This is a genomic window from Pseudomonas sp. NFPP07 (assembly GCF_900115645.1).
Classification (GTDB): domain Bacteria; phylum Pseudomonadota; class Gammaproteobacteria; order Pseudomonadales; family Pseudomonadaceae; genus Aquipseudomonas; species Aquipseudomonas chlororaphis.
This window is the reverse complement of record NZ_FOXG01000002.1, coordinates 228,067-241,724: the sequence shown is the minus strand read 5'-3', so window position 1 is coordinate 241,724 and position 13,658 is coordinate 228,067. Positions and strand designations below refer to the sequence as shown.

Below are 13,658 nucleotides of genomic sequence, written 5' to 3'. Positions count from 1 at the left end.
CAGCCCACCCCCGCAGTGCGGAAACAGGCTGGCTCGCGATGGTTATCCGGTCAGTGGGCGCCGGGGTCGGCGACCAGGCGGCCGGCGTTCTTGGTCAGCGACTTGAGAAATTCGCTTTGCAGTTCCGGATCGTTGCGGGTCAGCTCGATCAGGCTCTGTTCCAGTTCGCTGGCTTCTTCTTCCAGACCCAATTCGGAGAGACGCTTGACCCGGTGCACCCACTGGCTCACTTCGTCATCTTCGAGGTCGTCGTAGATCAGATTGTGCGCTTCCAGCAGCTTGCCGCGCAGGGTGTTGCTGATGGCCAGCGACGAATCGGAATGCACGTCGTCCTGGGCATCCGCGACGCTGATCTGCAGCTTGCCGATGTGGTTCAGGTCCTGTTCGGAAAACGGGCTGTCCAACAGGTTCAGGCGCAGTACGCCGTTGCGGTCGGTGCTCAGCTCGTGGGTTTCCTTGCCGGCCTTGACCTGCACCGGGCGTTCGCTCCAGGGCAGGCTCGAATACTCCACGCGCTTGTCGCGCTGGACTTCATCGATCCCTGCCAGGTTCTGCTGCGCCCGGCCGTGGGACTGCACGTTCATGAACGGGTTGAGCCCGGCCACGCCGTAGCTGATCCAGTCCTTGGTGACGCTGTCCGGCAGGTTGCCCAGGGCAAACACATTGACCACGTTGGCGCCGACACCCGCGACCACGGCTACCGCGCCCAGCGGGATCTCGTAGATCTCCCGCCAGGGTTGATAGGGCGTATAGCGATCGTAGCGACGCGTGACTTCGAACTCGGTGACTTCGAAGGTCTTCTGCTCGTGGATGCGTACCCGGCGTTGCGGCAGCTCAAGCACCTTAGGCTCACCGACATCGATCTGCAGGCTGTGATCGAGCAATTTGCGCTCGACACGTTCCTCGTGCTCGCTGCGTTGCGACATCTGGTTGGCACAGCCGCTGAGCAACAGGGCGCCGCACAAGGCGGCGCCACCGAGGCTTAAGGTGTTTCGCTTGAACATGACTTCTCTATCTGGTTTCAGCGACGGATACGGGCTTGGAGGAAGGACAGCACGTCAGCCACCGGCAGCGCTTGCGCCTCGGCTTCGGTACGGCTCTTGTATTCCAGGTTGCCTTCGGCGAGGCCGCGGTCGCTGACCACGATCCGGTGTGGAATGCCGATCAGCTCCATGTCCGCGAACTTGATGCCCGGGCTGGTCTTCTTGTCGCGGTCGTCCAGCAGTACTTCGAAGCCGGCGGCGGTGAGTTGCGCGTACAGCTTGTCGGTGGCTTCGCGAACCTGCTCGGTTTCATAGCGCAGCGGTACCAGGGCGATCTGGAACGGGGCCAGGGTGTCGCTCCAGATGATGCCGTTCTCGTCGTTGTTCTGCTCGATGGCCGCGGCCACCACGCGGGAAACACCGATGCCGTAGCAGCCCATTTCCAGGGTGACTGGCTTACCGTTCTCGCCCAGCACTTCGCACTTCATCGCCTTGCTGTACTTGTTGCCCAGCTGGAAGATGTGCCCGACTTCGATGCCGCGCTTGATTTCCAGGGTGCCCTTGCCGTCCGGGCTTGGGTCGCCGGAGACGACGTTGCGCAGGTCGGCGACGGTCGGGACCGGCATGTCGCGTTCCCAGTTGAAGCCGAAATAGTGCTTGTCGTCGACGTTCGCGCCGATACCGAAGTCGCTCATCAGGGCCACCGAGCGGTCGACGATGATTGGCAGCGGCAGGTTCAGCGGACCCAGGGAGCCAGCACCGGCGCCGATGGCATCACGCAGTTCGGCTTCCGAAGCCATGACCAGCGGGCTGGCGACGCCAGGCTGGTTGGCGGCCTTGATTTCGTTCAGCTCGTGGTCGCCACGGATGATCAGGGCGATCAGCTTGCCGGCTTCCTCGGCGTGCACCACCAGGGTCTTGACGGTCTTTTCGATCGGCAGGTTGTAGCCTTCCACCAGCTGCGCGATGGTTTTCGCGTCAGGGGTATCGACCAGGCGCAGCTCTTCGCTCGGCGCCGGACGCGAGGTTTCCCGTGGCACGGCTTCGGCTTTCTCGATGTTCGCCGCGTAGTCGGAGCCGTTGCTGAAAACGATGTCGTCTTCGCCGGACTCGGCCAGCACGTGGAATTCGTGGGAGCCGGCGCCGCCGATGGAGCCGTTGTCGGCTTCGACCGGACGGAACTTCAGGCCCAGGCGGGTGAACACGTTGCAGTAGGCCTGGTGCATGCGGTCGTAGGTGACCTGCAGCGATGCCTGGTCGGCGTGGAAGGAGTAGGCGTCCTTCATGATGAACTCGCGACCGCGCATCAGGCCGAAGCGTGGGCGGATTTCATCGCGGAATTTGGTCTGGATCTGGTACAGGTTGATCGGCAGCTGTTTGTAGCTGCTCAGCTCGTTGCGGGCCAGATCGGTGATCACTTCTTCGTGGGTCGGGCCGGCGCAGAAGTCGCGACCGTGGCGATCCTTGAAGCGCAGCAGTTCAGGGCCGTACTCCTCCCAGCGACCGGACTCCTGCCACAGTTCAGCCGGCTGCGTGCTCGGCATCAACACTTCAAGCGAGCCGGCGGCGTTCATTTCTTCACGAACGATGGCTTCGACCTTGCGCATCACCCGCAGGCCCATCGGGAGCCAGGTGTACAGGCCCGAGGCCAGTTTGCGGATCATGCCGGCGCGCAGCATCAGCTGATGGCTGATCACGACCGCATCGGAAGGCGTTTCTTTCTGTGTGGCGAGCAAAAATTGACTGGTGCGCATGGTAGGCCGTTGTCGGTTGCTGAAGGCTAGAAATGACGAAGCATTGTACGGGCGAGAACCGTTGGCGTACAGGATTGCGGCCGGGGGAGGTCGGGACGCCGGATGAAGGCCGGCGTGCCCCGGGGTTTCCTAGGGTTCTTCGCTGGCAGCAGCTGCGGGTGGAGTGGCCGGAGGTGTGGCTTCGGGCGCTTGCGGCGGTTCGGCGCGGCGGCTTTCCTGGAACCAGTGCAAGGCGATCAGGACCAGGGTCGGCACGCCGAGCAGGGCGGTGATCAGGAAGAAGTCGTGATAGCCGAACTTCTCCACCATGACCCCCGAATAACCGCCGATCAGGCGCGGCAACAGCAGCATGATCGAGCTGAGCAGGGCGTACTGGGTCGCCGAGAACTTCAGGTTGGTCAGGCTCGACAGGTAGGCGACGAAGGCCGAGGTGGCCAGGCCCGAGCTGAAGTTGTCCAGGGAAATGGTCACCACCAGCATCTGCAGGTTGGGGCCCATGTCGGCCAGCATCAGGAACAGCAGGTTGGTCCCGGCCGAGGCGGCGCCGCCGATGAACAGGATCGGCAGGATGCCGAAGCGCACGATCAGCAGGCCGCCCATGCCGGCGCCGACCAGGGTCATGATCAGGCCGAAAATCTTGCTGACGCTGGCGATCTGGTCCTTGGTGAAGCCCTGGTCGATGTAGAACACGTTGGCCATCACGCCCATCACCGTGTCCGACATCCGATAGGTGGCGATCAGGCCCAGCAGCAGCAAGGCTTGCCAGCGGTAGCGCAGGATGAAGTCATTGACCGGCGTCAGCACCGGGGCCAGGCCGCGGCGGCCCATGGCCGACAGGCACAGCGAGGTCAGGATGATGTAGAGAATGGCGCGCAGGAACGCTCGGTCTTCCAGCAACAGGTCCAGCAGGCTGGCGCCTTCGAACAGCACGCTGGCGAAGTCGGTGTTGTACAGCTGGGTGAACATCGCCGGCACGGACACCAGCAGCACGATCAGTACGAACACCGACACCAGCTGGTGCACGAAACTGTAGCGCCCGGCCGACAGCTGGGTGCGCAGCGGCACCGGCGGTTCGCGCATGAACAGGGTGGTCAGCAGGGCCGGGATCATCAGCACGCCGAACAGCACGTAGGTGCCGGTCCAGGCCGCGTGTTTATAGCTGAAACCGGTGGAGCCGAAACCTTCGGCGAAGAACAGGGCGCCAGCGGTGGCCAGCAGGGCGGCGACGCGGTAGCCGGACATATAGGCGGCGGCCAGGGCGGCCTGGCGGCTGTCTTCGGCGATTTCCAGGCGGTAGGCGTCCACCGCGATGTCCTGGGTGGCAGAGGCGAAGGCAACGATAACGGCAATGGCGATCAGCCAGGACAGGTGCTTTTGCGGATCGCAGAACCCCATGCCGATCAGCCCGAGCAGCACCAGCGATTGCGACAGGACCAGCCAGGAGCGGCGGCGCCCGAGCTTGCCCAGCAGGGGCAGGCGCCATTGGTCGAGCAAGGGCGACCAGACCCATTTGAAGGCGTAGGCCAGACCGATCAGGCTGGCGTAGCCAATGGTTTCGCGAGCCACACCGGCTTCGCGCAACCAGACTGAAAGTGTCGAAAACACCAGCATGTAGGGCAGGCCGGCGGCGAAACCAAGCAGCAACAGCACGAGCGTCGAGGGGCTGGCATAGGCGGCGAGCGCGGCGCGCCAGGTTTTACGGGGCATGGGCTGGAGTCTGCCTCAAGAATTACGGAAACAAAGCGCGCACTCTAACCGCTGTGCTCTACCGGACGCCAGCCATGGCGCCGAATATCCACACGATTGTTCAGGATCGAGACACCTTCCATACGCAGTCGCGCGCGCTGTTCGTCGCCCGAAGCGCTGCCCACGGGCAGGCTGATGCGCCCGCCCGCGCCCAGTACGCGGTGCCAGGGCAGGGTGGTGTCGGCGGGCAACTGGCTGAGGGTACGTCCCACCCAGCGCGCCGCGCGACCCAGGCCCGCCATTTCCGCCAGTTGCCCATAGCTGACTACCTTGCCTTCCGGGACTTGGGCCAGGGTCAGGTAGAGCGCCGTGCGTCGGATTTCGGCGGGGCTTTGGTCGGCGTCGAGCGGTTCGATCACGTTCGGGTTTCCTGATGCAGGCCTGTAAACCGTCTGTAGGACAAAGGGTTTATTAACCGTTGAGAATTGAACTCACTATAGATAGTCGAGTCAGTCCCTACCTGAGGTTTTATTCATGTGGATAATGCCGGTTTTTTTCGCGAACTCGAGCCTTGTATCTGTTTATGTTGTCCAGAACCCTGCTGTGCCTTGCCGTTTTCAGTACTGCCACGCCTTTGCTCGCCGATACCGTCTGGTTGAAGAACGGTGACCGTCTGAGCGGCAAGATCAAAGTGTTCGACGGTGGCAAGTTATTGATCCAGACCGAGTATGCCGGAGCCATCCCGATCGACTGGAAGCAGGTCAAGACGCTGGAGAGCGATCAGGAACTGCTGGTCAAGCAGGATGCCTACACCGGCGAGAAGGCCAAGTCCCTGCACGCGGCGGAAGACGGCAAGGTCACCCTGGCCAATGGCGAGGCGCCGAAGACTGTCGAGCTGGCGAGCATCCAGCAGATCATGAAGCCCAAGCCGGTGGTCGAGGATCTGGTGTGGAAGGGCAATGTCGACATGGCGCTGGATTATCAGCGGGCGGAAAAGGACACCGACGACTACGACATCGACTTCAAGACCTCGGCGCGCCACGGCAAATGGCGGCACACGGCGGAAGGCGAGTACAACCGCGAATTCCAGAACGATGTGGTCACCACCGACAACTGGCGCGGCGAATACGCACTGGATCGCTTCCTTACCGATAAATGGTTCTGGCAAGGGCGGTTGAACTACAAGCGTGACAAGGTCGAGGTCCTGGCTCGTCAGCGCGTGGTGGGTACCGGTCCGGGTTACCAGTTCTGGGATAACGAATTGGGTGCGTTCTCCCTGGGGTCGCTGCTCAACCGCACCGACTACGAGTACAAGGATGGCGGCAAGGACAACTTCTATTCCCTGGCCATGAAGTGGGACTACAACCGTTACCTGATTGGCAAGCGGGTCGAGTTGTTTACCAATGGCGAGGTGGGGCGGCCGCTGTCCAATATTGCCGATTACGCCCTGGATGCCGAGATCGGCCTGCGCTACAAGGTCACGGAATGGGCGTCGCTCAACCTCAAGGCCGAACGGGACATCATCAGTGGCACCAAGGACAGCGATCTCAACAAGACCCGTTATACCGCGGGGTTTGGCGTCGCCTGGTAAGCTCGCAGGCCCTGAAATGAAGAAGTCCCGCGGTTTGCACCGGCGGGACTTTTTTGTTTGGCTGCGGGAAGAGGGCGGTCTCAATAGCGCTGGATTATGCCCGGCTCAACTGCATGCGCCTTGACGGGCGCCTGTCTGGTACTGGCATTCGCTCTGCAGGCTGCCGTCCTTGTTCCAGAGGCGCATCCAGCCATGCTCTTTGCCATCCAGGTAATCGGTAGATGATTCCATCTGACCGTTTTCGTACCAGGTAACGGTAGGGCCTTCGAGTTTCGCGTCCTTGTAGACCTTATGCTCCTTGGGCTGGCCGTTGTCGTACCACGCCTTGAAGTCGCCCTGCTCGCGGTGCTGTTCATCCCATTGCCACTGAAGCGTCTGCACGCCCTGTTCGTTCCAGAGGGCATAACTGCGCTGGGTGCCGTGTTCGTCGTTGAACTGTTTCTGTTTTACCTTGCCGTTGGGGTGGTACTGGATTTGCCACCCCACGGGCTGGTTGTCCACGTAATCGACGGTGCTTTCCAGTGTGCCGTCAGGGTAATAGGACGGGCTGGGGCCGACTTTCTTGCCGGCAACGAACTGTCCGCTGTCTTTGATCTTGCCATCCGGGTAATAGCTGGTGATCGGGCCGTCCGGCAGATTCGCCCGGTAGGTGATGCGCCCGACCCGCTTGCCGTTCTCGTCGTACTCCAGGTATTCGCCGTCGACGCGTTTGCCCTGGCGCCAGTTGTAGGACTCGGCGACTTTGCCATTGTCGTGGTAGGTGCTCTGCCAGCCCTCAAGGAGGCCATCCCGATAGTTCGAGCGTTTAACCACGACACCGTTCTCGGAGTAGGTCAGCGCCTCTCCCTGGCGTTTGCCATTGAGGTCATAGGCAGCGCTGTGGCGGACCTGACCGTCCGGATAGTAGGTTTTCGAGGCGTGAACAGCCTTGCCCGAAACGAAGTCCTCGGCGCTGACGAAATAGTCCCGGCGCAGGGTGCCTGATTCGACATAGAAGATTTTCGCGTTCCAGGCTTTTTGCCGCTTGTCGTAGCTCATCGGCATCGTCAGGAAGTACGAGGCCTGGCCTTGGCCCGTCGGCGCATAGCGCTCGTCGAGGTAGAGCTTGCCGTCGACCAGGGATGCGGTCAGCTCGCCGCATTCCTGGGCGGTGCAGGGCCGGACCTTTTCGAAAAAGGCTCGTTTTCCGTCACAGTCCGAGAGGGTCAGCAGGAGTGGGGTCTGGTCATCGATCAGTTGCTGGATTTCTTCCAGGACCTGGCCGAACGACTCAGCGGGGATGCCTGAGGATTCCGGCGTGAGGTAAACCTCGTTGCTGCCGCAACGATGGGCGCTGGAAAGCTCCAGCAGTACCGCGCGTCGCAACTCGGGTTGTTGTTGCGAGTCCTTGGCGATGTAGCTGGCGCCGCTGTCCATGCCGAGGATGATCGTTGGATGGTCGGGGCGAGGTGTGGCGTTGAGTGCGAGAGGGAGGGCGAGTGTGAGCACCGCTGCGCTCAACAACTTCCGGTGTCTGAACGGCATCCTGCAGTTTCCATATGATTGTCCGAGGGGGCGGATCATATAGCCTGGGTGCCATTAAGCAAAAACATCAGGGCACAAAAAAGCCCCGCTTTGAGGGCGGGGCTTTTTACTGTTTCAGTACAAGTTAGATAACTTGAACTTCTTCAGCTTGCATGCCTTTCTGACCGCGGGTAGCGATGAAAGAAACCTGTTGGCCTTCTTTCAGGCTTTTGAAGCCGTCGGATTGGATAGCTTTGAAGTGTACGAACAGGTCGTCACCGGATTGTGGAGTGATGAAGCCGAAGCCTTTTTCATCGTTGAACCACTTAACGGTACCGGTTTGGCGATTAGACATGGTGTATCTCCTTGGACAAAGTTAACTGCGACTCAGGAAAAGCCCTGGCCGAGACTGAGTGCAAAGAGCAGGAAAAATTCTTGGAGATGGTTGGATCGAAATTCAACATCGTGTAGAGATTCTCAGTGACACAAGCAGCACAGTGGCGCCACCTTAACCCTTTTTCCGGAACCTGCCAATGTTCTTTGCGATGGATTCGCGCTTTTAGTGACTGGCGGTGCCGTACATACCTTCCAGCCCGCAAGTATTGCGGCTTTCAGCGAGAAAAGCGGCCCAGACTTTGAACCCGCAGGCGCACCCCGGTAAGATGCCGGACAGAATTTTTCCACCTCGCTATTTCAGGACACCCGCCATGAGCATCAAATCGGACAAGTGGATTCGCCGCATGGCGCAAGAGCACGGCATGATCGAGCCTTTCGTGGAGCGCCAGATGCGCGGCGAAGGTTCGGAGCGGCTGATTTCCTTCGGTGTGTCGAGCTACGGCTACGATGTGCGTTGCGCCGATGAGTTCAAGGTGTTCACCAATATCAATTCGGCCACCGTCGATCCGAAAAACTTCGACGCCGGCAGCTTCGTCGACATCAAGAGCGACGTGTGCATCATTCCGCCGAACTCCTTCGCCCTGGCCCGCACCGTCGAGTACTTCCGCATTCCGCGCAACGTGCTGACCATCTGCCTGGGTAAAAGCACCTACGCCCGTTGCGGCATCATCGTCAACGTCACCCCCCTCGAGCCTGAGTGGGAAGGTCATGTGACCCTGGAATTCTCCAACACCACCACCTTGCCGGCGAAGATCTACGCCAACGAAGGTGTGGCGCAGATGCTGTTCCTGGAGTCCGACGAAGAGTGCGAAGTGTCCTACAAGGACCGTGGCGGCAAATACCAGGGCCAGCGTGGCGTGACCCTGCCGCGTACCTGAGTCGTTCATCTGACAAATAGCGGGAATTCCTCAGCGGGCAGATACTCTAACCAGAGACTGCCCCGGTTTGCGCACAGCGGACCGTGCTTAGCTCAGGAGTGCCTCATGAAGATCGATCCGCTTATAAGCGCCACACTTGCCAGACTTGAGCCCAATCAGGTCGGCGTCCTGGCCTGGTCATTGCTGGCGCACCCCAGCGCGGCAGGCGGCATTCCCGGTCAACCCGACCCGGACACCCCACAACCCGCCGAGCCGACCGAGCCTGGCGAACCAACCTTGCCGGACGAACCGCCTCCCGCTCCTGTGGCCTGATTGACGCCAACCCATAAAAAAGGCCAGCCCGCCGGACTCCACCGGCGGGCTGGCCTTTGTCCATAGAGGCGCCTGGCTTACTTCAGGTTACCGCTGAGGAACTGCTGCAAGCGCTCGCTCTTCGGATTGCCCAGCACCTCTTCCGGCGCGCCTTCCTCTTCCACCAGGCCCTTGTGCAGGAACAGCACCTGGCTCGACACCTTGCGGGCGAAGCTCATTTCATGGGTGACCATGATCATGGTCCGGCCTTCCTCGGCCAGGCCCTGAATCACCTTGAGCACTTCGCCCACCAGTTCCGGGTCGAGGGCCGAGGTGGGTTCGTCGAACAGCATCACTTCCGGTTCCATCGCCAGAGCCCGGGCAATTGCCACCCGCTGTTGCTGGCCACCGGAGAGAAAGGCCGGGTACTGGTCGGCCACACGGGGGAGCAGGCCGACCTTGTCCAGGTAGCGCCGGGCGCGGTCTTCGGCGTCCTTCTTGCTGATCCCCAGCACCCGGCGCGGCGCCATGGTGATGTTCTCCAGCACCGTCATGTGGCTCCACAGGTTGAAATGCTGGAACACCATGGCCAGGCGGGTGCGAATCCGTTGCAGCTCGTCGGCGTCGGCCACGTGCATGCCATGGCGGTCCTTGACCATGCGGATCGGCTGGCCGTCCAAGCTCATGGCGCCGTCGTCCGGGGTTTCCAGGAAGTTGATGCAGCGCAGAAAGGTACTTTTGCCCGAGCCGCTGGCGCCGATCAGGCTGATGACGTCGCCGGTCTTTGCCTTGAGCGAAACACCTTTGAGCACTTCATTGTCGCCGTAGCATTTATGCAGGCCTTCAATGGTCAGTTTGTACATGGGGCATGCATCCTCAAGGCGAAAGTAGGTAGCCGCTGCGATAGGCTTCGCGGCCGGCGACATGGGCGATCACCATGCCGGCGGTGGCCATGCGGCGCAGCGAGCGGGCGTAGAGCAGGCCGGCGCAGCTGCAATGAATGGGGGTGACGCGATCGTTGATCGGGTCGATGACTTCGGCCACCTGTTGCCCGGCTTCCAGGTACTCCCCGGGCAGGGCGGTGAACACCAGCAGGCCGCCCACGGGCGTGGCCACCGGTTCCACGCCGGCCAGCGGGGTGGCCGGGTAGGGCAACTCGGGCATGGGCGGAGCCTCGCCGGCGATAGCGCCGAAATGGCTCAGATAATCCAGTATGGCCTGGCAATCCAGGCTGGCCAGGCCATGGTTGACGTCGCCCTGGCCGCGCAGCTCGACGGTGACCGAGAAGCTGCCGTGGGGAATGGCGAAGCGCTCGCCGAAACGCTGCTGCAATTGCCACCAGAGCAGGGTGAAGCATTCGTCGAACGACTGGCCGCCGGAATCGGTGGCCAACAGGCTGGCCTCCGAACCGATATAACGGGCCAGCGGTTCGACCTGCGGCCAGGCCTCGGGCGTGGTGTACAGATGGGCCACGGCTTCGAAATCGCAATGCAGGTCCAGCACCATGTCCGCGTCGCAGGCCAGGCGTTGCAGGGCCAGGCGCTGGGACTGCAACTGGGTGCCGGCGGTCTGCCGCGCCAGGGCGTTGCGCAGGCTGGCGCGGATGATTTCACGGTTATGCCGCGGATCGTCGCCCAGTTGGCCTTCGATGTCGTTGCCGACCTCTTCGCCGAGGTCGAGGAACCAGCGATTGAAGTTCTGCCCGCTTTCCAGCTCGTAGCGGCCCAGCGGCACGTCCATCAGCACCTGTTCCAGGCCAGCCGGGTTGGCCACCGGCACCAGGACGATTTCGCTGCGCAGGCGGCCCTGGGCCTCCAGTTCCGCCAGGCGTGCCTTGAGGTGCCAGGCCACGAGCATGCCCGGCAGTTCATCGGCGTGCAGCGACGACTGGATGTAGACCTTGCCTTCGGCCCGCTCGGGGCCGAAGTGAAAGCTGTGGATCTGGCGCGAGGTCCCCGGCAGCGGGGCGAGCAGATCATGAGTCTGTTGGCGCATGGATAATGGTTTGCCTTGTTCTAGTGGGTCGGCCCGAGGAAGGCCAGCCAGCGGCGTTCGGCGAGGCGGAACAGGCCGACCAGGGCGAAGGTCACGGTGAGGTAGATCAGCGCGGCGATGCCGAAGGACTCGAAGGTCATGAAGGTGGCCGAGTTGGCGTCGCGGGCGACTTTCAGCACATCCGGGATGGTCGCGGTGAAGGCCACGGTGGTCGAGTGCAGCATCAGGATCACTTCGTTGCTGTAGTAGGGCAGCGAGCGGCGCAGGGCCGACGGCATGATCACATAGGCGTACAGCTTCCAGCCGCTGAGGCCGTAGGCCTTGGCCGCCTCGACCTCGCCGTGGGCCATGCTGCGGATTGCCCCGGCGAAAATCTCCGTGGTGTAGGCGCAGGTGTTCAGGGCGAAGGCGAGGATGGTGCAGTTCATCGCGTCGCGAAAGAACGCGTCGAGCACGGGCTGGGCGCGGATCGCGGCGATGCTGTAGATCCCGGTGTAGCAGATCAGCAGCTGGATATAGAGCGGCGTGCCGCGAAACAGATAGGTGTAGAACTGTACTGGCCAGCGTAGGTAGAGCTTGGGCGAGACCCGGGCGATGGACAGCGGGATCGACACCAGGAAACCGATGAAGATCGAGGCGCTGAGCAGCCACATGGTCATCGCCAGGCCGGTGATGTTGTAGCCGTCGCTGTAGAGGAAGGGTCTCCAGTATTCCTGCAGGAGCTCGATCATCGCACCGCCTCCCGCGAGCCCGCGGCATAACGGCGTTCGAGCCAGCGCAGGACGATGTTGGAGGCGCTGGTGATGACCAGGTAGATCAAGGCTGCCAGCACCAGGAAGTAGAACAGCTGATAGGTGCTCTTGCCGGCATCCTGGGCCGCCTTGACCAGGTCGGCCAGGCCGATGATCGACACTAGCGCGGTGGCCTTGAGCATCACCATCCAGTTATTGCCGATACCCGGCAGGGCAAAACGCATCATCTGCGGAAACACCACGAAGCGAAAACGCTGGCCGCGCTTGAGGCCGTAGGCGGTGGCGGCTTCTATCTGCCCGCGCGGCACGGCGAGGATGGCGCCACGGAAGGTTTCGGTGAAGTACGCCCCATAAATGAAGCCCAGGGTGATGACCCCGGCGCTGAACGGGTCGATCTCGATGTATTCCCATTCCATGAAGTTGGTGAAGGTGGTCAGCCAGGTTTGCAGGCTGTAGAAAATCAGCAGCATCAGCACCAGGTCCGGTACGCCGCGGATCAGCGTGGTGTAGAGCTGGGCGGGCAGGCGCAGCAGGCCCAGCCGCGAGAGTTTGGCGCTGGCGCCGAGCAGGCCGAGCAGGACACTGAGTAACAGCGACAATACCGAGAGTTTGATGGTCATCCAGGTGCCTTCCAGCAACAACGGACCGAACCCCTTGAGGCTGAAGGCGGAAAGCCCAAGGGTTTGCAGAAGTTCTTCGAACATAAATCAGAGACCTGTGGCGATAAAAAAGGCGCCCATCGAGGATGGGCGCCAGGACCTTATTTACCGCTGTAGAGATTCAGATCGCCAAAGTGCTTTTTCTGAATGGTGGCGTAGGTGCCATCGTCGTGTAACGCTTTGATACCTTTATTCAGAAGGTCCTTGAGCTCTTTGTTACCTTTGGAGATACCGATAGCTGTCTTGGCTGGCAGCAGCGGGCTGTCCACTGGCTTGCTCACTTCGTAGTCGGCGCCTTGTGGCGACTTCAGGAAGCCCAGCTCGGCTTGCAGCATGTCCTGGATCGAAGCATCGAGACGCCCGGAGATCAGGTCGGCATACACCTGGTCCTGGTTCTGGTAGGCCTGGGTTTTCACTCCGGCCTTGTCCAGTACGGCCTTGGCGTAGGCTTCCTGGATGGTGCCCTGCTCGTAGCCGACAGTCTTGCCCTTGAGCGAGGCGGTGTCTTCGGTCAGGCCGGAACCTTTCTTGAACACGAAGGAGGTCGGGCCGGAGAACAGTTCGTTGGAGAAGTCGATGACTTTCTCGCGGGCCGGGGTGACGGTCATGGATGAGATCACGCCGTCGAATTTATTGGCTTTGAGGCCCGGGATCATGCCGTCGAAGTCGCTTTCGACCCATTTGCACTTGACCTTCAGTTCGGCACAGATGGCATTGCCCAGATCGATGTCGAAGCCGACCAGGCTGCCATCGGCGGCCTTGGATTCAAAAGGTGCGTAGGACGGGTCAACGCCGAAGCGCAGTTCCTTGTATTCCTTGGCCAGCGCGGAACCGGCGGCCAAGCAGAGAGCCAGTGCAGAAAGGGTCAGCAATGCTTTTTTCATTATTCAATCCCTAAAAACCAATATGAGCGCTTGTGGCGCATTAGTACTGTTACTGCAAAGCGTCAGACTCAATGAAAGTAGCAATTTCCGAACCAGAGTCCCGAACAAGTGTTTTAAAAGGTGGTGCGAGAGTCTGCCGTGGGTCGGTAGCGCCCCAAAAAAGAGCGTGCGCAAGGCCTTGCATCAATAGGGCGCGTGGGCGATTTCGGGCAGGAAAGGGCGCGGTTGCCGGGAGCGTGGCAGGGCCGGATCGGCGAGGGGATTGAAGCGTTACCGGGCTCAGGCC

Annotated in this window: 14 protein-coding genes; 3 read left to right on the top strand and 11 right to left on the bottom strand. The window is 61.3% G+C overall.

Annotated features, from left to right (window positions below; genetic code table 11):
• Positions 1 to 50 precede the first annotated feature (50 nt).
• From BM019_RS06110 to BM019_RS06095, 4 genes are all read right to left on the bottom strand, one after another.
• The gene (locus BM019_RS06110) at positions 51 to 1,004 is read right to left on the bottom strand and encodes a hypothetical protein (RefSeq protein WP_085529987.1); all 954 of its coding nucleotides are present in this window, start codon (positions 1,002 to 1,004) and stop codon (positions 51 to 53) included.
• Between the two features lie 17 nt (positions 1,005 to 1,021).
• Complete coding sequence (locus BM019_RS06105) at positions 1,022 to 2,737, bottom strand: proline--tRNA ligase (RefSeq protein WP_009042453.1); 1,716 nt, start codon at positions 2,735 to 2,737, stop codon at positions 1,022 to 1,024.
• A 129-nt stretch (positions 2,738 to 2,866) separates the two neighbouring features.
• The gene (locus tag BM019_RS06100) at positions 2,867 to 4,444 is read right to left on the bottom strand and encodes an AmpG family muropeptide MFS transporter (protein ID WP_062823492.1); all 1,578 of its coding nucleotides are present in this window, start codon (positions 4,442 to 4,444) and stop codon (positions 2,867 to 2,869) included.
• A 44-nt stretch (positions 4,445 to 4,488) separates the two neighbouring features.
• Positions 4,489 to 4,842, bottom strand: coding sequence for an MGMT family protein (locus tag BM019_RS06095; protein WP_009042455.1), 354 nt, complete (start codon positions 4,840 to 4,842; stop codon positions 4,489 to 4,491).
• A 164-nt stretch (positions 4,843 to 5,006) separates the two neighbouring features.
• Between BM019_RS06095 and BM019_RS06090 the strand changes: the two genes are divergently transcribed.
• On the top strand, positions 5,007 to 6,014 hold the full coding sequence (locus tag BM019_RS06090; RefSeq protein WP_009042456.1) for a DUF481 domain-containing protein: 1,008 nt from the start codon (positions 5,007 to 5,009) through the stop codon (positions 6,012 to 6,014).
• A gap of 105 nt (positions 6,015 to 6,119) precedes the next feature.
• Here the strand turns inward: BM019_RS06090 and BM019_RS06085 are convergent, their stop codons facing one another.
• Together BM019_RS06085 and BM019_RS06080 are read right to left on the bottom strand one after the other, a co-directional pair.
• Positions 6,120 to 7,502: a toxin-antitoxin system YwqK family antitoxin gene (locus BM019_RS06085; RefSeq protein WP_239691048.1), complete on the bottom strand. Its 1,383-nt coding sequence runs from the start codon at positions 7,500 to 7,502 to the stop codon at positions 6,120 to 6,122.
• Between the two features lie 160 nt (positions 7,503 to 7,662).
• A complete protein-coding gene (locus tag BM019_RS06080) occupies positions 7,663 to 7,872 on the bottom strand; it encodes a cold-shock protein (RefSeq protein WP_002554837.1) in 210 nt (69 codons plus the stop codon).
• A 352-nt stretch (positions 7,873 to 8,224) separates the two neighbouring features.
• Here BM019_RS06080 and dcd point away from each other — a divergent pair, with 352 nt between their 5' ends.
• Positions 8,225 to 8,791 carry a dCTP deaminase gene (gene dcd / locus BM019_RS06075; RefSeq protein ID WP_062823490.1) on the top strand — a complete coding sequence of 189 codons (567 nt, stop codon included), beginning with the start codon at positions 8,225 to 8,227 and terminating at the stop codon, positions 8,789 to 8,791.
• 105 nt (positions 8,792 to 8,896) lie between these two features.
• Positions 8,897 to 9,103: a hypothetical protein gene (locus BM019_RS06070; RefSeq protein WP_007923905.1), complete on the top strand. Its 207-nt coding sequence runs from the start codon at positions 8,897 to 8,899 to the stop codon at positions 9,101 to 9,103.
• Positions 9,104 to 9,180: 77 nt separating this feature from the next.
• Here BM019_RS06070 and BM019_RS06065 read toward each other — a convergent pair whose 3' ends face one another.
• From BM019_RS06065 to BM019_RS06045, 5 genes are read right to left on the bottom strand one after another with little or no spacing between them, the layout of a single operon-like run.
• On the bottom strand, positions 9,181 to 9,945 hold the full coding sequence (locus tag BM019_RS06065; protein ID WP_009042458.1) for an ABC transporter ATP-binding protein: 765 nt from the start codon (positions 9,943 to 9,945) through the stop codon (positions 9,181 to 9,183).
• Between the two features lie 13 nt (positions 9,946 to 9,958).
• Positions 9,959 to 11,077 carry a succinylglutamate desuccinylase/aspartoacylase family protein gene (locus BM019_RS06060; protein ID WP_092417839.1) on the bottom strand — a complete coding sequence of 373 codons (1,119 nt, stop codon included), beginning with the start codon at positions 11,075 to 11,077 and terminating at the stop codon, positions 9,959 to 9,961.
• Between the two features lie 20 nt (positions 11,078 to 11,097).
• The gene (locus tag BM019_RS06055) at positions 11,098 to 11,808 is read right to left on the bottom strand and encodes an ABC transporter permease (protein ID WP_009042460.1); all 711 of its coding nucleotides are present in this window, start codon (positions 11,806 to 11,808) and stop codon (positions 11,098 to 11,100) included.
• Complete coding sequence (locus tag BM019_RS06050; RefSeq protein WP_009042461.1) at positions 11,805 to 12,533, bottom strand: ABC transporter permease; 729 nt, start codon at positions 12,531 to 12,533, stop codon at positions 11,805 to 11,807. Before BM019_RS06050 ends, BM019_RS06055 begins: the two co-directional genes overlap by 4 nt.
• 56 nt (positions 12,534 to 12,589) lie before the next feature.
• Positions 12,590 to 13,372, bottom strand: coding sequence for a transporter substrate-binding domain-containing protein (locus BM019_RS06045; protein ID WP_062823488.1), 783 nt, complete (start codon positions 13,370 to 13,372; stop codon positions 12,590 to 12,592).
• Positions 13,373 to 13,658: the final 286 nt, after the last annotated feature.